The organism is Methanoculleus chikugoensis, assembly GCF_900095385.1.
GTDB lineage: Archaea > Halobacteriota > Methanomicrobia > Methanomicrobiales > Methanoculleaceae > Methanoculleus > Methanoculleus chikugoensis_A.
In genome coordinates this window covers 47,322-63,169 of sequence record NZ_FMID01000044.1, presented here as the reverse complement: position 1 = coordinate 63,169, position 15,848 = coordinate 47,322, and the positions used below count along the sequence as shown (strand labels likewise).

At 54.6% G+C, this 15,848-nt stretch carries 19 protein-coding genes and 2 tRNA genes; 6 read left to right on the top strand and 15 right to left on the bottom strand.

All coding sequences use genetic code 11. The features are described 5' to 3' along the window. The 5 genes from L21_RS13590 to L21_RS09230 all read right to left on the bottom strand — a co-directional run. Window positions 1-672: radical SAM protein (locus tag L21_RS13590; protein WP_178377712.1), on the bottom strand; the 672-nt coding region annotated here is incomplete at its 3' end. Then, window positions 669-1,037 carry a hypothetical protein gene (locus L21_RS13885; protein ID WP_143727260.1) on the bottom strand — a complete coding sequence of 123 codons (369 nt, stop codon included), beginning with the start codon at window positions 1,035-1,037 and terminating at the stop codon, window positions 669-671. The genes L21_RS13590 and L21_RS13885, both read right to left, overlap by 4 nt. Then, window positions 1,027-1,494, bottom strand: a complete 468-nt coding sequence (locus L21_RS13880) for a hypothetical protein (protein ID WP_143727259.1) — start codon at window positions 1,492-1,494, stop codon at window positions 1,027-1,029. Before L21_RS13880 ends, L21_RS13885 begins: the two co-directional genes overlap by 11 nt. Further along, window positions 1,481-4,582 (bottom strand): NACHT domain-containing protein, encoded by a 3,102-nt coding sequence (locus L21_RS13875; protein WP_143727258.1) that lies wholly within the window; start codon window positions 4,580-4,582, stop codon window positions 1,481-1,483. The genes L21_RS13880 and L21_RS13875 overlap by 14 nt, the downstream gene beginning before the upstream one ends. A gap of 254 nt (window positions 4,583-4,836) precedes the next feature. After that, window positions 4,837-5,649: a flavodoxin family protein gene (locus L21_RS09230; protein ID WP_074370190.1), complete on the bottom strand. Its 813-nt coding sequence runs from the start codon at window positions 5,647-5,649 to the stop codon at window positions 4,837-4,839. Window positions 5,650-5,813: 164 nt separating this feature from the next. Between L21_RS09230 and L21_RS09225 the strand changes: the two genes are divergently transcribed. From L21_RS09225 to L21_RS09210, 4 genes are all read left to right on the top strand, one after another. Next, window positions 5,814-6,422, top strand: coding sequence for a transglutaminase-like domain-containing protein (locus tag L21_RS09225; protein ID WP_074370189.1), 609 nt, complete (start codon window positions 5,814-5,816; stop codon window positions 6,420-6,422). Between the two features lie 109 nt (window positions 6,423-6,531). Then, window positions 6,532-6,762: a hypothetical protein gene (locus L21_RS09220; protein WP_074370188.1), complete on the top strand. Its 231-nt coding sequence runs from the start codon at window positions 6,532-6,534 to the stop codon at window positions 6,760-6,762. Between the two features lie 139 nt (window positions 6,763-6,901). Then, window positions 6,902-7,402: a shikimate kinase gene (locus tag L21_RS09215; protein WP_074370187.1), complete on the top strand. Its 501-nt coding sequence runs from the start codon at window positions 6,902-6,904 to the stop codon at window positions 7,400-7,402. 208 nt (window positions 7,403-7,610) lie between these two features. After that, entirely contained in the window at window positions 7,611-8,165 is a 555-nt protein-coding gene (locus L21_RS09210) for a DUF3795 domain-containing protein (protein ID WP_074370186.1), read from the top strand. Between the two features lie 1,108 nt (window positions 8,166-9,273). Here L21_RS09210 and L21_RS09205 read toward each other — a convergent pair. The 3 genes from L21_RS09205 to htpX form a co-directional block, all read right to left on the bottom strand. Then, window positions 9,274-9,347: transfer RNA gene (locus tag L21_RS09205), tRNA-Val, on the bottom strand. Between the two features lie 2 nt (window positions 9,348-9,349). Continuing rightward, window positions 9,350-9,420 (bottom strand) — tRNA-Gly (locus tag L21_RS09200). A 73-nt stretch (window positions 9,421-9,493) separates the two neighbouring features. Then, window positions 9,494-10,384 (bottom strand): zinc metalloprotease HtpX, encoded by an 891-nt coding sequence (htpX, locus tag L21_RS09195; RefSeq protein WP_074370185.1) that lies wholly within the window; start codon window positions 10,382-10,384, stop codon window positions 9,494-9,496. Window positions 10,385-10,522: 138 nt separating this feature from the next. Between htpX and L21_RS09190 the strand changes: the two genes are divergently transcribed. Both L21_RS09190 and L21_RS09185 read left to right on the top strand, forming a co-directional pair. Then, window positions 10,523-11,287 carry a sulfide-dependent adenosine diphosphate thiazole synthase gene (locus L21_RS09190; RefSeq protein ID WP_074370184.1) on the top strand — a complete coding sequence of 255 codons (765 nt, stop codon included), beginning with the start codon at window positions 10,523-10,525 and terminating at the stop codon, window positions 11,285-11,287. Window positions 11,288-11,330: 43 nt separating this feature from the next. Then, on the top strand, window positions 11,331-11,981 hold the full coding sequence (locus tag L21_RS09185) for a putative phosphothreonine lyase domain-containing protein (protein WP_074370183.1): 651 nt from the start codon (window positions 11,331-11,333) through the stop codon (window positions 11,979-11,981). 64 nt (window positions 11,982-12,045) lie between these two features. Here L21_RS09185 and L21_RS09180 read toward each other — a convergent pair whose 3' ends face one another. From L21_RS09180 to spt4, 7 genes are all read right to left on the bottom strand, one after another. Beyond that, on the bottom strand, window positions 12,046-12,192 hold the full coding sequence (locus L21_RS09180) for a 50S ribosomal protein L40e (protein ID WP_074370182.1): 147 nt from the start codon (window positions 12,190-12,192) through the stop codon (window positions 12,046-12,048). Window positions 12,193-12,220: 28 nt separating this feature from the next. Continuing rightward, on the bottom strand, window positions 12,221-12,799 hold the full coding sequence (rdgB, locus tag L21_RS09175) for an RdgB/HAM1 family non-canonical purine NTP pyrophosphatase (RefSeq protein WP_074370181.1): 579 nt from the start codon (window positions 12,797-12,799) through the stop codon (window positions 12,221-12,223). Next, window positions 12,796-14,379: a bifunctional N(6)-L-threonylcarbamoyladenine synthase/serine/threonine protein kinase gene (locus L21_RS09170; protein ID WP_074370180.1), complete on the bottom strand. Its 1,584-nt coding sequence runs from the start codon at window positions 14,377-14,379 to the stop codon at window positions 12,796-12,798. Before L21_RS09170 ends, rdgB begins: the two co-directional genes overlap by 4 nt. 79 nt (window positions 14,380-14,458) lie before the next feature. Then, the gene (locus L21_RS09165; RefSeq protein WP_074370179.1) at window positions 14,459-14,638 is read right to left on the bottom strand and encodes a 30S ribosomal protein S27ae; all 180 of its coding nucleotides are present in this window, start codon (window positions 14,636-14,638) and stop codon (window positions 14,459-14,461) included. Window positions 14,639-14,640: 2 nt separating this feature from the next. After that, on the bottom strand, window positions 14,641-14,934 hold the full coding sequence (locus L21_RS09160; RefSeq protein ID WP_074370178.1) for a 30S ribosomal protein S24e: 294 nt from the start codon (window positions 14,932-14,934) through the stop codon (window positions 14,641-14,643). A 228-nt stretch (window positions 14,935-15,162) separates the two neighbouring features. Next, window positions 15,163-15,648, bottom strand: a complete 486-nt coding sequence (locus L21_RS09155; RefSeq protein WP_074370177.1) for a GTP-dependent dephospho-CoA kinase family protein — start codon at window positions 15,646-15,648, stop codon at window positions 15,163-15,165. Next, complete coding sequence (gene spt4, locus L21_RS09150) at window positions 15,648-15,848, bottom strand: transcription elongation factor subunit Spt4 (protein ID WP_074370176.1); 201 nt, start codon at window positions 15,846-15,848, stop codon at window positions 15,648-15,650. Before spt4 ends, L21_RS09155 begins: the two co-directional genes overlap by 1 nt.

Below are 15,848 nucleotides of genomic sequence, written 5' to 3'. Positions count from 1 at the left end.
CCGATTGCTTTCTTTTAAAAGACCAATAGCGTCTTCGATCCTTCCAAGGGGTTTATAGTTGAGAAAAATGATGGCATTAATTTTTGATAGGAATGCCGGGGGCTCTTTCAACCAAGCTATTGCTGTCATCACGCTTTTTTTATCTAAGACGAAATGGATATTGGTTTTGACTCCGTTTGAGGTCAATTTTTCAATTGCTTCTTCCAATTCCTGATACGGAGGGTAGGCGCTGACTGCCACTGCACCGCAGTATTTTCTTGACGATTCGATGACATCTTGAGTCAGACCTCTCCCATTTGTGGTATAGGAAGGAACTATGCCATATTCCTCCCTAGTACTACGCAAAATTTCGCAGAAATCAGGGTGTTGATTGGGGTTTCCACCTCCTAATGCCACTTGATTAACAGGGAGGTTTTTAACTTGATTCATGATTTGGTCGTAGTCACGAATTGACATATGGGCTCCCGAGGTGTCTGATTTGCGATAGCATCTTGGACACTTCCTGTCGCACCATCGTGTAATTGAGATATCCAATAGTTCCGGACCACTTTCAGACCAAAATGGCAACGAATAACCTGGCTCTTCCAACCTCAAAAAAAATCCGGTATTGGGATTGAAGATAGTAGAGTAGTGTTGCTTACTGTAGTATCTGTGAACCAGAATCTCGATCACCAAACACAATTAATTCCGTTAATGTATAATTTCTCATTTTTCATCTCAAAAGAATCCGTACAAAAATATGATTCTAATATGTCACTATCGCTTGATAACCGACCGGAATAGACTAACTTTCCTTCGCTCAAGCTTTCGTGGATTAATTGCATCAATTCTGTGTTGCTTTCAAGCATACTAGGATCGCTTACGGGGGTCATATTTTCTAACAACAAAAGATACAGCTTTTTAAAGATTGGGAGTAACGGGGACCCCTTCTTTACGCCAGCAAGATCTAGGAATTTCTTCTCGGTAAATTTCCCTTTTGAGATTATCACAAAGGATGTTGTTGAACTGTTTGTGACGAAATCGCTTCTAACTTTCATAGCGCATCCTCCGAATGTTCAGTAATATTTGCTGAAGAGATTCTAACATCACATCGCTTTCGATAAATGCGTGGACCGTTGAGGTGCATCCCGAAGAGTAAGTGCTATAGAGCAAAACTTCATCATGTTGTAATTGTGAAATACACTTTTTAGAGATCTTTTCCGGAATGCAATACTTCCAAAATAGAAATTCTGATAGATCTTTGTATTCTTTTGAGTAATATTTATCATACTCTTCAGTGATGTTTTTTGTCACAGTTACTAATCCATGATATAATCTTTCTACCAAAATTGAAGAGTACGTGTTGGGTTTGCTCTTCGTAGCGTTAAAGAATTCACGTAAGGTACAGTTCTTCGGTAGGCAGACTAGAAAACCATCCCGAGGGTCCATGAACGTATAATATTCGCTTTCCCTGTCATTTATTACGATTTTTTCAATCATCTCAATCTGCCTCAACAAGCGTTAGTTCTGTGCATCTTGATAAAAATATACGGAGTGCCTCAGATAATTCCGGATTATCTTTTATTAATAACTCGTTCTGTAATTGAATTGCAATATCATAAATCTCTTTCACCTTAAATTTCGAGCTTGAGAACGCTATTTCAGCCCATAATTTTTGCGAGACATATGACTCTTTCTCTCTCAAATATTTTTTGATAAGGGATATGGCAGGTTTCGGATGGTCATCTGCAATCCTCAAAAATAGTTCAAATGGCGTTATGGATTGAGAATATACTGGTGGAACAGGGGATAGGCATAATAATAGTTCAAGTAGCGAAAGATTATTGTCCCTTTCGATCGTGTCCGCTGTACATCCTTCTAGGATGCTTTCAATACTCGTGCAAGTATTCTCTAGTCGACCATAACGTGGTGAGAAAATCGGATTTATGAGACGAATATAGTCATTTTTATCAAATTGAGCGACTAAATCGAGAAATAACCAGATATTCAAAAGTGGAAAGTCCTTTTTGCTTCTTCTATTTCTTACTCTTGAATATATCTGTTGAGCGTGATGACTATCCTTTTGGAAGAGTGTTCTTATCAATTCGAGATCTTTTTCAGAGATCAACGAGTTATCCACAAGGAATATCCCATTTAAGAATATATCTGCATAATTGTCGATAGACTCCAGAAATCCGAGAATTGCGTGATTCTTATTTTTACGAGACAGTATGAACGTATATTTTTCGAGTCCTTCGGCTACTGGGGAGTCCGGAGAGATTGACTTTGAATATATTTCTTTAAATTTCTCAAAATTACTGGGTGCTATTGTATATATTAGAAAATTCGCTAAGATGTAGTCCCGAAATTCGTCATAAGTGAAATTAATTACTTCAGAATCTTCAATAATTGATGTTTTATCCGCCAAATCTTTTCGCAACATTACTCCTTCATTAACAAGCATGTTAACAATGTCATGTAATTCATTGGGAATTGATTCTACAGGGACATTTGAAAATGAAGATTCCATAAGCATGTAATTAGCCAGCTCGTATAACAGTTTCTTATATTTCCTCGTAAAACCACTTTCAGGGTATTTCTCCTCAAATCGTTTGGTAATTCTCAGGTTATACTGCTCGAAAAGAATATCTAGGATGATATTGTTAAGGGGCTCGATTGTGACAGTTTCACTCTTTTCTTCAGGTTCGTAAGCCTCACAAAATAGCCGTAGTATCAATGGATCGCCCACAAAACGGTCAACAACTTCTCTACTGGGATGACAATTGATCCTAAAATAACGGAAGTATGCGTTAAGCATGAATTTTCTATGGATTGGCGCGAGGTTATGGGTTAGATCTTCAATAAATGTCGTTTTGTCCTTGAAACTTGCGTTTCTCAGGTTAACAAAGCGTTTTTCGAAGTACTCTGATCTGCATGTTAATATGAATCTAACATGAATATCCGATGTAAAATCTTCAATCAATTGCTCTAGTTGCCGAGCAAAGTGAGCGAGATCTGAGTGTTCGTTTATTCCATCAATGATTATTAATAACGGCTTATTGTCCTTAAGGCTAATTCTTTCGACATCTTTTAAAAAGGGGGCTAATTTTCCATCATACTCGTCATTAAAGCGGTTTACTAGATAACCTTTTAGAGACGTTGTCGCTTCAATTGATAAGTCATACCCTGTGGCATAGAATGATGTTTGTTGGCGGCTATTTAACGTTGTATCCGCGAAATTGCATATGAAATTGGTCTTACCTGAAGCGGCTTTTCCTTCTACAATTAAAATCTGAGAACTTAAAATGTCTAAGTGACGTTCGACGTTTTCAAGACGATGCTGGATTGAATGGTTGCATCCCCACAAGAGATATTTGATTTCCTCAAAGAGAGATCTATTTGAATAGTTTATGTGCTGTGAAACTTTTGCTCCTTTTTCAGGATCCATATCCTTCAAATCAGTCTTGAGTTTCGATACATATCTCTTAAGTGCGTCAGATGCTACTATTACCTCCTGAAGGGTGTTGGGGATCTGAAAATTATCTGGCAATACAATGTTTATCTGCGGAAAATCTAGTTTCCAAGTTATCTCATTATACAGATAGATATCAATCTTTTGTAAATCTTCAACAATCTTTTGAGTAAGTAATACCGGATCTGAAAACAAGCGGAGTTCATCCTTTGCATGGGGTGTTTCCGTAAAGATCCGAGGAATATATTTTTTGGAGTTTTTTTCACGGGTGATTTTTTGTTTAAGCTGAAATGCTAAGTTTTTCTGGAGCACATAAGATGTTAGAGTGTTATTGATGGGAACATAGATATTTGATGGTAGTTGCTTCTCCAACGAATAAGAATCAAACTCGCCCCCTGTGATTGCGTAAGTGGTTGCTAAATCATAAATTCTGGAGCATAAAGCCATCGCGTTGTCGACAGAGCGATGCTTTACGAGATCAAGAAGTTTATTCCGTAATTCATTGCCACTGTATCCTGAAGTTTGATGGAAGTCAAATGGCAAAATTATGAGATGGCGTATAAAATCCCAAGTTATCTCATCATGCACAGGCCCTTTTGAGATGTCTGCCAAAAGGTCTTGGAAGATTTCAAAATATTTCTTCTTCGCTTTGAATTTTTCAAGTTGTTGAAGATAAGCAACTACAGAGATCTCATTTTTTGCCCAGGTTATTGTATCGAAAATATCATTCCTGTTCTTACCTAACAAATTTGCCGCGTCAATCGCGATGCCGAAGCAATCGGTGTCTTTATTAAACGTTTTACGATTGTAGAGATCCCAACATTGGGAGAGAGCATCATAAAATTCTGGTGGTTTCCCATTAGGTCTGGGTTTCCGGTTGGTGAATCGTATCGAATGTTTGACCTGAACTGATAAAGTACCCTTTTCAGCTTTGATTACAATGTCATCTACGGGATTACCTTTGTTCCGTTGTTGCAACTTTACTGAAAAGATCAATCCGCCTTTTTCAAAGCCAAACGGAAGTTCTCCTTTTAACATAGATGTTAAGTAAAACGTCGCTACTAATAGCTCAAATCTAGACCCCCCTGGGCCTAATGCAAATGGATGTACTGGTGAAATTGATTTTGACATTGCTGGGTGGTGTATTTGGATCATTAAAATAAAAAAGCTACTACTTGTCACTGTGAATAAGAGACTAAGTCATATCCGCATCGGCGATTGATTTTCAGGCACACTGAGTGTATCGAAAACTCTAGAGGATCCGGCGGGAGCAATATTGATTCCCTTGAGGAATTTCATCACTCATCCCATGCCCTGTCTGGGTTTCCTCGTAGCGACCACCTTCTCCGCCCGGCCCCCATCTCCCACCTCTACCCCGCCCCTGATCACCCCACCTCCCGCAGATCCCTCCGCACCCGCCGCCGTTGGTACCACTCCACCACCGTACCCAACGCATGGTAGACCGGGTTGACCGGCACGTCCACGTAGTAACGCTTCCCCTTCTCCAGCCACCCCTTCCCGGCCCAGTAGGCGTGGTCCGCGGGAGCCGATTCACCCAGCTCGTCGCACGGCGCCCTCCCGATGTGGAACACCATCACGTCGAAGAGCCCGGGCTTCCTCGGTGATTCCCTCCGGAGTGCGGCGAGAAAAGCCTTTGCCGCCGCCTGCAGTTTCTCTTCGTTCTCCCGCAGCCGGTAGGCGGGCAGCGGGCCCATCGTCGCGTGGGAGACGATCCCCGCCCGGGCGACGACCTCGAAGCCCCAGATGTGGGCAACCGCGTTGAGGTACTCCAGCACGTCCTTGCTTCCCACCGCTCCGGCGCTGGTGAGGAGGAGGGCTTTCTGCCGGAAGAAGCGGGGGCGGTGACAGATATAGGAATGGCGGTCGATGAAGACCTTCATCAGCCCCGAGACCTGGAACGCGTATACCGGGGTGGCGAAGATCACCCCGTCCGCGTCGTGCATCTTCTGCTCGAGGAGAGCCGAATCGTCCTTGATGGGGCAGTGCTCCTCCCCCCGCTCAAAGCAGGTATAGCACCCGCGGCATTGCTCCTGGTTGACGTCCCTGAGCATGACGTACTCCCAATCCACCGGTGCGCTCTCCTCGAGGATCTCGCGGATCCGTTCGGCTGCGCGGTAGGTGTTTCCCTTCCGGGCGCTGCCCATGATGACCAGGATCTTTATGGGCCGTTCTTCCATGGAAGAGTGAAGGTAACTCTCATACATAGACTTTCTTCCCCTGTAACGGGCCCGGGTCTACGCTCTCCGGCGAAACCCTGCAGAATAACCGCCGGAAGGTGTCTTAAATAGACCCAGAACCAATGCAGTACTGAGCATCTGAAAATCCTGTTGCTCTTTCACGCATGGCAGATCTGAGTATTTTTCTGGAAGAACACCCCTACGTCGATCACCCGTCCCCGCTCATCCGGGCGAAGGCCGAAGAACTCTTCTCCGGGGCGGAGAGTCCTCTCGAGCGGGTGCGGATCGCATACGAGTTCGTCCGTGACGAGATCCCGCACTGCTTCGATATCGGCTCAGACGTCATAACGGCGAGAGCCTCCGAGGTGCTCGCCCGTGGGACGGGGATCTGCCACTCCAAAGCAAACCTGCTCGCGGCCCTGCTCCGCGGGATCGGGATCCCCACCGGGTTCTGCTACCAACACATCACCCTCGCGGACGACGACTCACTCGGCTACTGCGTTCACTGCTACAACGCGGTCTATCTGGACGGCCGCTGGATCTTTCTTGATGCACGCGGGAATACGGGCGGCAGGCGTGGGCTCTTCTCGGTGGAAAAGCCAATCCTCGCGTATCGCAACCGGAGTGAGTACGACGAATACTTCTGGAAAGGGATCTACGCATCGCCGCAGATGGGCGTCATGCGAATGCTCGACGCCGCTACGACACGGCAGGATATCGTCGAGAACCTGCAGGACTACATCGAAGGAGAGCCCGATATCCTCGACTGGTGACGCAGAGAGCGACGGCTGAACCGCACCGTCGAGTAACGGCCGGGGGATCCCGAGCCTTCAGGACGGAGGGATTATCTCACCCGGCGCCGAAGGTGCCGGTCGATCGAGCATGAAAGCCAAACGACTCGCCGGCGCACTCATCGGAGCGTTTGTGGGGCTCATCGGCCTGCTCTGGCTCCTGCAGGGCACAGGGGTCCTCCGTATACGCCCCATACTCTGTATCGCGAACTGTGAGGAGATCGTTGGCCCATCCCCGGTATGGGCGGTATCCGGGCTGATCGCCCTCATCATCGGGGTTATCGTCATCTTCGTGAGCGTGAGAGGCATCAGAAGACCCTGAGCGCCCGATCAACCTGCCACCTGCGGTATGGGCATGACCCGGGGAGGCGCACTTTTTCCGAACAAAACCTTCATCCGCCCCGAAATCCCACCAGAGTATCAACAAAGAGCCCTTCTCTCCGTCGGGCTCCGGGAGCACCATGCACCACCACGAAAACATCGTCCTCATCGGCATGCCCGGTGCCGGGAAGAGCACCGTGGGCGTCGTCCTTGCGAAGTCCCTCGGCATGCAGTTCATCGACACGGATATCCTGATCCAGGAACGGACCGGGAGGATGCTGCAGGAGATCCTCGATCTGGACGGGCCGGATGCGTTCAAGCGGATCGAGGAGGAGACGATCCTCTCCCTTCACTCCAGCCGTGCGGTGATCGCGACGGGCGGCAGCGTGGTCTGCAGCGAGGCTGCGATGGCGCACCTGAAGTCGAGAGGAGCGGTCGTATACCTGGCGATCTCGTACGGAGAGATGGAGGCGAGGCTCAAGAACATCACGACCCGGGGGATACTCCTCCTCCCGGGCCAGAGTCTCCGCGGGATGTACGACGAGCGGGTCCCGCTGTATGAGAAGTATGCCGATCTTACCGTCGCGTGCTCGGGTAAGGATCTTGAGTCTGTGGTCGGGAACGTGATCGAGGCATTGTGAGGGGGTCCGGGAATACACGCGGGGGCGCCCGGCCGGAAGGCAGAGATCCGGGTTTGGGATAACCCCGGGGTTCCGGAAACCCTCTTCGGGCCCGGGTCCACGGCCAGCGATCCGTCTCCGGAACTGTTGAACACGGCCCCGATTGAGACCTACAGAACTCCCGCTACCATAAAAGATATCCGGCGGGATATCTCAGATAAGAACGATCATGCACATCGCATATCCCGATATCGGTATCTGCGGACTCTCCTGTCGGCTCTGCCCCATGTACAACACCGACGCAGAGAGTAGATGTTCGGGATGCAAGAGCTCAACCAGGATGGCTGTCGGTTGCCCGTTTATCACGTGTGCCGTCAAGAGAAAGGGGATCGAATTCTGCTGGGAGTGCGAGGAGAGCGAGACGTGCGAACGGTGGAAGAACCACAGGGAAGCCGGTAAAGAACGCGATTCTTTTAAGTGCTACCAGACGCTTGAGGAGGATATCTCGTTTATCTCCCGGCACGGAGTACCCGAATTTCAGAACGTACAGGAACGGCGGGGGGTTTTGCTCCGGGAGATGCTGAACAACTTCAACGAAGGCCGTTCGAAGAGTTATTACTGCATCGCTGCAACCGTTCTGGAACCCGGAGAACTCGAGGAAGGGCTCTCCCAGGCAAAAGAAGAACCCGGGGGGCTTGACGTCAGGGCAAGGTCGAAGGCTCTTCACCGGATTCTTGATGAGATTGCTTCAAGGAAAGACTATCGCTTAAAACTGAGGAAGTAGGTGCGGTGGCAACATCTCGTTTCATACTCCCTTAAACTTCTGGCCAACCTCCCTTACCATTCCGATTGCCTTTTCTGCTCTTGAGTGCAAAGCTCTCGTACCTATGCTCAAGCGGGCAGCGTTTACGCTCATAGGAGCACTTTTCGGAGTTGCCACACTCATGGGCATCCTGGGTTCCGGTGAAACTACCACACTCATATTCAGCGGACTCGTAGGGGCGCTTGTGGGGGGATGTATCGGCTATAGGATTGCGATTCGATAAACCGGGTACGAGAGATACTTCTCGTTTGTTTTCCTTTACCCTCTGTAACAGAGACGCCCCGGCAAGAGTATTTCTATTACCATCGTTTCGTAGAGCACTACCATACACCTACTCTGTGTATTGGTTCGACCATGGTTACTACTATCGAACCCCCATCGAAGGCGATAGAAAAGTAAATAAATTGCTGATCGATTAGTATTTGTGAAGGCACTATGGGCGCAGGGTTTAAGCATATTTGTTCCAGCTGCGGATATTCCATAGAGACATCGGGACCGTGGGAGTTTTATCGGGATAGAGGGGGAAACCGCCATCCCTATGGACATCCTTGCCCCGTATCCGATACAGCTGCCGAGTCGGGAATCTATGGGTTGTCCGGAGAGGTCTATTGTCCAACGTGTGATAAGGTATTTGATGTAGTTCTTGTAGAATTCAAGGAACCATCTCAGAATACCCTCTCTGTATGGTCTGGTCGATGTGAACCTGCAGAGAAGTTCAAGAAAAAGGGAGCTGTCCAATGTCCCCAATGCGGGGATTCTCATCTGATTCTGGGACCTGAGATGGAAACGAAATCCCTCTGCCCTCGATGCCAAAAAGGGGTTCTTGAAGGTACAGTGGTCTGGATCTCGTGATGAGCGGATCTGAAAGGGGCAAGGGAAGCTTGTACCCATAGCGACAAGCAGTCTGCGAGGACGGGAGAGAGTGTAACTGGCACCCACGACGGCTACACCAGACCTGCCGGTCAACGGTTATTGATCAAAGTTGTCCTGTCGGGTGCAAAATCAGGTGAACCCCAGATCCAGCACGAAAAATCCGCCTGATCTCCCGAATCAGGGCTCATATTGCGAGTGGGCTCGTCGAGATTCGAACTCGAGACCTCCGCCGTGTGAAGGCGACGTCATAACCAGCTAGACCACGAGCCCCATGCATCGACCGGGAATTGAACCCGGGCTATTGGCTTGGAAGGCCAAAGTCATACCACTAGACCATCGATGCGAATGCACGGTATGCCTACATAGATAGATCGTGCTGAATATTAAATATTGGGTGGGAGAGGAGCCGGAGCGGGTTAGTACCCGCGCCGCTGCGCTTCCAGCTCCTCGAGGGCTGCCACCCGCTTCTCCAGCGACGGGTGCGTGGAGAAGAGATCCATCAGGGATCTCCCGGAGAGGGCCGGGATGATGAAGAACGCGTTCGCGCCCTCCACTTCCTGTTTCTTCTCGGCGGGGACGTAGTCCATCCGCCCGCTGATCTTCTGGAGCGCCGATATCAGCGCCCGGGGGTTCTCCGTCAGGGCGGCGCTGCCCCGGTCCGCGGCGAACTCCCGGTAGCGGGAGAGCGCCCGGGTGAGGAGCGTGCTCACGATCCAGACGACGATCGAGACGACGTAGACCAGGATCAGCGCGCCCATGTTGTTGTCGCGGTTGCCGCCGCCGCCGAAGAGCCCCATGAAGAACCAGTTGCGCATGATCAGGAAGGCGAGCATCGAGAGGAAACTCGCCATCGTCAACGTCAGCATGTCCCGGTTCTTCACGTGCGATATCTCGTGGGCGAGCACCGCTTCGAGTTCCTCGCGGTTGAGCGTCCGCATGATCGAGTCGGTGACCGCCACCACGGCGTTCTTCGGGCTCCGGCCGGTCGCGAACGCGTTCGGCACCGGGGAAGCCATGATCCCGACCTTCGGTTTCGGGAGGCCCGCTCTCGTGGCGAGGCCCTCGACCATCCGGTGCAGCTCCGGGTATTCGTCCTCCTCGACAATCCGGGTGCTGGTGCTCCAGAGCACCAGCTTATCGGAGAAGAAGAACTGGAGGAACGCCATCCCGGCGGCGATCAACAGGAGAGACCAAAAGGGGAAGTTCAGGGCGGAAAGGACGCCCAGGAAGATCAGGTAGACTATGAGGAGCAGAAACGACGTAAGAAACATCCTCATAGTGAGACCGAAGTCGCGCGTCCACTTCATGACGGAAATATATTGTGCCGGATCGCTATTAAGGTCTGTGCCACTCTCTCCGGTTGCTTCCGCTTGAACCGCGATCCGGTGCGTTTTGCACACGCGCCAGTGCCCTTATCTCTCTCCGGTGCCATAGATATGAATCGGATGACGCTGAACGAAGTGACCATCAGCAGGGCCATTCTCGAGGAGCAGCACCGGGCGATCATCGACCACCTCGAGATGGACGCCGCCGTCATCGGCGGAGGTCCCTCGGGGCTCGCCTGCGCCGCGCTCCTCGGTGAGAAGGATGTTAAGTGCGCACTCATCGAGAAGAAACTCAGCATCGGCGGCGGCATGTGGGGCGGCGGGATGATGTTTCCCCGGATCGTCGTCCAGGAAGAGGCCCGGCGGCTCCTCGACCGGTTCGGTATCGCCTACAAAGAGTTCGAAGAGGGCTACTACGTCGCGAAATCGGTCGAAGCGGTCGCGAAACTCACCGCGGCGGCCTGCGACGCCGGCGTCGAGTTCTTCAACCTCACCTCCGTCGAGGACGTCATGATCCGGGGCGACGGCAGGGTCGGCGGCCTCGTCGTCAACTGGACGCCCGTCGATATGGCCGGGCTGCACGTCGACCCGCTCACCATGGCCTGCACCTGCACCGTGGATGCGACCGGCCACGACGCCGTGGTCGCCCGGATGGTCGAGCGGAAAGGCGGCAACCTCCGGGTGAAGGGCGAGAGCTTCATGTGGGCCGAGCGCGCCGAGACCCGGATCCTCGACCACACGAAAGAAGTCTTCCCCGGCCTCTTCGTCACCGGGATGGCGGCGAACGCCGTTGCCGGGGAGTGCCGCATGGGCCCGATCTTCGGCGGGATGCTTCTGTCCGGGGAGCGGGCCGCGGAGCTTGTTGCTGAAAGGCTTGGCCGGTGACACTTCAAAATTCTTTTTACTCTCCCCGCGGTTACCATTAGGTATGGAAGAGATCGATCCGGAGTCCCTGGCCGAAGTCGCGTACGGGCTCTTTGAGATCTACCTCAACCGCGAACTCCATCTCCGCGGCCCGCACCTCTTCGAACTCGTCGGGCAGGGAACCGATTTCGAGGCCGACGTCCGCGAGATCTTCGGGAGATTCCGGGACGACTACCCTGAACTTGCCGATGCGCTCCTCCGCCGGTTCGGCGGGATCGATGCGATCTATGCACCTCTCAGGGAGGGTGAAGGCGTCCTCCCCTCGAAGACGACCCGGATGTACTGGATCGTCCAGGACGCCCCCGGCCCTTCGGAGAGAGGTCTCGACGACGACCAGGTGGGGAAATGGCTCATATTCGCCCCCGCGGATGAGGTGGACGAGGCATGGCGGAAGGTCCGGGACGAGACGGTGAAGGGAACCCTCGGGATATCCGCAAAGGTCAGCACGGCGAAGCCGAACCCGGACTCACGCGACGAGCGGTCGGTCATCTACGTCTACACCCGGGACTGGGCGGACGAGGCGGACGTGATGCGCGTCCGCGAACGGCTCCGTGAACTCGGGTTTACGGAGCGGATCGGCTACAAGCGCAACATCGAGACCTACCGGGGCGAGTACAGCGAAGAGGGCAGAAAAGTCACCTATTACAGCGCCTGATGAACAGGGCGCTCACCCGCGATCAGCGCGGAAAAAGAGTATGCCGGGGGCCGGACGAGCGGCGTTACGCCTTCCGTTCCTTGGACTTGGGCCGGAGCTCGTCCGAGCCGCACTTGCGGCAGCTGGTCGCGCGGATTGCGTTCCGGGCGTTGCATTTCATACAGATCTTTACGTTGAGCAGACGTGCTTCAGCTTCGGGAAATCTCGCCATGTTAAAAACACCACTTGTCAGTTGGGTACTATTCGTTCTTGCTCATATTAACAGTTCTGTCGCCTCCGGCCTCCCGCTCCACCCAGGCGCGGAACGCCTCGAGCGCCCGTGCCCGGTGAGAGATCCTGCTCTTCTCGGCGAGCGGGATCTCGGCGAGCGTCCGCCCGTCGTACTCGAAGATCGGGTCGTAGCCGAACCCTTCCTCCCCCCGGGGGGCGACGATCGTCCCCGGGAGGACTCCCCGGAAGACCCGGATGCCGTCCTCGCGCGCGAACGCTATCGCCGTCTCGAACCGGGCGTTCCGGTCCTCCACGCCCTCCATGAGTTTCAGGACTCCTGCGTTGCCGATGGTATCGTGGACGTAGGCGGCGTACGGCCCGGGGAACCCGCCGAGCGCGTCGACGAAGAGCCCGGTGTCGTCGACGATCAGCGGCCGGGAGAGTGTTTTATAGGCAAATTCCGCCTTCCCGCGGGCGATCTCCCCCACGTCGGCGTGGCGGAACTCCGGGCACTCGAGCGCGACGTGTTCGACCGTGAGCACCCCCGCAAAGTAGGCCGCCACCTCCCGCGCCTTGTTCGGGTTGCTCGTCACCACCGCGACCTTCACAGGTACCGCCCTCGCAGTTCCACCTCGTGCTCGCGGGCGAGAACCTCGTCCGCCTCCGGGAACGCGCCCGCGTAGCCCCTGATAAAGGCCGCCTTCAACTCCTCGAAGTTCTCCGTCGTGCTCTCGAGCGTCTGGAAGAAGACGTGGAGATCGACCCCGCGGCTCTCGACCTCGGACGACGTCGACGCAAGCCCGAAGTCAATCAGGACGCACTGGCCGTCGCGGACGATCATGTTGCTCGTCGTCAGGTCGCCGTGGACGATCCCCGTCCCGTGCAGCCGCCCGACCGCCTCGCCCGCGAGCCGGATCGTCTCCGGCGCGGTGACGTACTTCAGCACCTCGCCCTTGACCCGCTCCATCACGATCGTGTCCGCGGTGACGTCGCGGATCACCGGGGTCGGGACGCCCCCCCGCCGCGCCGTCGCGATCAGGCGCGCCTCCGCCCGCGTCCGCTCCGCGATCAGCCGCCGGTCGAGGCCCGGGTAGCGGTAGCGCTTGCTCGGCCGGCGCTTGATCACATCCTCCTCCCCGATCTCCACGACCGCCTCCGCACCCCGGGCGACGCCGCCCTCGTGCGGCCCGAGTGAAAAGACTTCGCCGGGCTCCGTCCGCCAGGCGACCTCCACCTCGTCCGCCCGGTAGCCGGGGCGGATCTGTGACTCTTCAAGGGGGAGCGTGACCCCGTGCTCCAGCATGACCTTCCCCGTATAGGCGATCATCGCACCGTTGTCGCCGAGGAACGTCCGTTCGGGGACGGCGAACGCCGCCCCCCGCTCCTCGCACATCACCCGGAGCATCTCCTGCAGCCGCCCGTTCGCGCCGACCCCCCCGACCAGCAGCACCTCGTCCTTGCCCGCGTGGGCGAGCGCGCGCTCCGTCACCTCGACGCACATCGCGAACGCGGTCTCCTGCAGGCCGAAGCAGACGTCTTCGAGGGGCGCGCTGCTCTCCTGGGCGGCGCTGACGAGCCCCGAGAAGGCGAGATCCATCCCCTTCACCGTGTAGGGAAGTTCGATGTACTCACCCTCCCGCGCAAGCCTCTCGATGGCGGGCCCGCCCGGGTGCGGGAGATCGTGGCTCCGGGCGAATTTGTCGAGCCCGTTCCCGAGCCCGATATCCAGCGTCTCCCCGAATATCCGGTAACGGCCGTTCAGGTAACCGAGCACCTGCGTGTTTGCGCCACTCGCGTACAGGACGATCGGATCCGAAAATCCGGTCGCCCACCTCCCGATCTCGACGTGCGCCACGCAGTGGTTGACGCCGACGAGCGGGACGCCGAGGGCGATCGAGAGGGCGCGTGCGGCGGTCGCCACCGTCCGGAGCGACGGCCCGAGGCCGGGCCCCTGGGAGAAGGCGACAGCCCGGATCCGCTCCGGCTCCGTGAGCACCCGGGAGACGACCTCCTTCATCGCCGAGGCGTGATGCTGCGCGGCCTCTCGCGGGTGGATCCCGCCTTTCGGCGGTACGTACGGCGCCGAATGGAGGGCAATCAGGTCGTCCCCGAAGAGGGCGGCACTGAGGTTCCACGCGGTTCCTTCAAGCCCCAGCACCAGCCCGTCGTCGGGCATCATATCCGGCATAAAACAGGTATCGCTCCGTTACGAGAAAAAGGCCGGCCGCGGCCGATGCCGCGCCCGTATCGTGTATCCAGGTGAGGACCTACTTCTGGAACTCGGTGTAGCCGCACTTGCCGCAGGCTACCCGGTCCTTGTGCGCGGCCATCAGTACGCCGGGGCCGCACCGGGGGCAGTGCCGCTTCTGCAGGACCGCGGTATCGCCCTTGACTTCGTAGCACTCGTATCTCTTGCCCTTGGCCGAGACCTGCTTCTTGGCTGCCATGGTTACGCCTCGCTCTCCGCCTTCGGCTCGCCGCGCTTGAGCAGGTATGCCTTCTCGGTCGAGGTCTTGCTCTCCTCGTCGTCGTAGATCCGGGCACGGCCGAAGAGTTCCATCTTCCCGAACCGGGTTCTCTCCAGGTCCAGCACGATGAGGTTCTCATCCTTGTTCTGCAGTGCGGCGAGCTTCTCCTGAATGCTCTTCCGCGAGGGCGTCGGCCCGTCGAAGGTGAGAGTAAACTCGAGTTCTCTCCTCTTCAGCAACTCGTTCTTCAGATCACGGGTAATTTTGAAGTCCATCGATATCCCTAAAATATTGTTGACGGATTTATTTATACTCTGGGATGGGGTGCGGGGTCGGGCTCGTTCCGGCGCTCCTGCGCCCCGCCTTCGAAGCAGTTGTATCTCACGTGAGGTCGGGTAATTACCCATACGATCGGTTCACGCGAAGCCGCAAAAGGAACCCCAGGTAATTGTACTGAACTTCGCGTGAGGCAACGTAACGAGATGGCGATATAGTCCCTTTCCTCACTCACGCACGAAAACACTCAGCATGGACGCGGCTTCCTGCTTTGCCGCCGTGTCCACGAGCCGGAGGACGACTCCCTCTCCCGGCTGGCCGTAGAGGACGGCGGCCCCGTCCGGCGCGGCGATGACGAGCGGGATGACCGCGAGATCCTCTTCCCCGTCGACGAAGATCACCGCCGGAGGATCTCCGACGACCTCCTCGATCGCGTCCTCAAGTTCGGCGGTGATCGTGCCGGGAGGGTTCTTTACCGTCAGCCATCTCGCCCGGAGCAGGGGCGAACGGTTGCAGGGCGTGCGCATCGTGTAGCCGTCGATGATGGCGATCTCGGGAACGACCCCTGCGGCAAGGAGGTTATGGGTCACCACATCGCCGACGGCGTAGACCGGTCGTCCTTCGAGCCGGGGGAGGAGTTCGCCGATGCTCCCGTAAAGAGTGCCGAACGGTCTCTTGAAGAGACCCCGGTACGCTTCGGGAAGCCGGAGCATCAGCGGACCTTCAGCGCGTACCTGCCGGCCATGGTGACGTTCATCTTCTTTGCGATCTCCGAGCGCTCCGGATCGATGATCACCACATAGCCCGCCCAGTCCTCGCTCAGGTTCGACGTGGCGCAGATCACGCAGCTCTCCCCCTCGACGACCCGGTGACACTCGCGGCAGACCTTGACCACCTTCTTACGGACGACCAT

What these genes read in the sequence shown, in the direction of transcription:
- L21_RS09210 (WP_074370186.1), top strand. Translation starts at nt 7,611, where the DNA reads ATGCACATCGCATATCCCGATATCGGTATCTGCGGACTCTCCTGTCGG.
- L21_RS09180 (WP_074370182.1), bottom strand. Translation starts at nt 12,192, where the DNA reads ATGGCGAGATTTCCCGAAGCTGAAGCACGTCTGCTCAACGTAAAGATC.
- L21_RS09190 (WP_074370184.1), top strand. Translation starts at nt 10,523, where the DNA reads ATGACGCTGAACGAAGTGACCATCAGCAGGGCCATTCTCGAGGAGCAG.
- L21_RS09225 (WP_074370189.1), top strand. Translation starts at nt 5,814, where the DNA reads ATGGCAGATCTGAGTATTTTTCTGGAAGAACACCCCTACGTCGATCAC.
- L21_RS13875 (WP_143727258.1), bottom strand. Translation starts at nt 4,582, where the DNA reads ATGTCAAAATCAATTTCACCAGTACATCCATTTGCATTAGGCCCAGGG.
- L21_RS09160 (WP_074370178.1), bottom strand. Translation starts at nt 14,934, where the DNA reads ATGGACTTCAAAATTACCCGTGATCTGAAGAACGAGTTGCTGAAGAGG.
- L21_RS09220 (WP_074370188.1), top strand. Translation starts at nt 6,532, where the DNA reads ATGAAAGCCAAACGACTCGCCGGCGCACTCATCGGAGCGTTTGTGGGG.
- L21_RS09155 (WP_074370177.1), bottom strand. Translation starts at nt 15,648, where the DNA reads ATGCTCCGGCTTCCCGAAGCGTACCGGGGTCTCTTCAAGAGACCGTTC.
- L21_RS09170 (WP_074370180.1), bottom strand. Translation starts at nt 14,379, where the DNA reads ATGCCGGATATGATGCCCGACGACGGGCTGGTGCTGGGGCTTGAAGGA.
- L21_RS09215 (WP_074370187.1), top strand. Translation starts at nt 6,902, where the DNA reads ATGCACCACCACGAAAACATCGTCCTCATCGGCATGCCCGGTGCCGGG.
- spt4 (WP_074370176.1), bottom strand. Translation starts at nt 15,848, where the DNA reads ATGGTCGTCCGTAAGAAGGTGGTCAAGGTCTGCCGCGAGTGTCACCGG.
- htpX (WP_074370185.1), bottom strand. Translation starts at nt 10,384, where the DNA reads ATGAAGTGGACGCGCGACTTCGGTCTCACTATGAGGATGTTTCTTACG.
- L21_RS13885 (WP_143727260.1), bottom strand. Translation starts at nt 1,037, where the DNA reads ATGAAAGTTAGAAGCGATTTCGTCACAAACAGTTCAACAACATCCTTT.
- L21_RS09185 (WP_074370183.1), top strand. Translation starts at nt 11,331, where the DNA reads ATGGAAGAGATCGATCCGGAGTCCCTGGCCGAAGTCGCGTACGGGCTC.
- L21_RS09230 (WP_074370190.1), bottom strand. Translation starts at nt 5,649, where the DNA reads ATGGAAGAACGGCCCATAAAGATCCTGGTCATCATGGGCAGCGCCCGG.
- L21_RS09165 (WP_074370179.1), bottom strand. Translation starts at nt 14,638, where the DNA reads ATGGCAGCCAAGAAGCAGGTCTCGGCCAAGGGCAAGAGATACGAGTGC.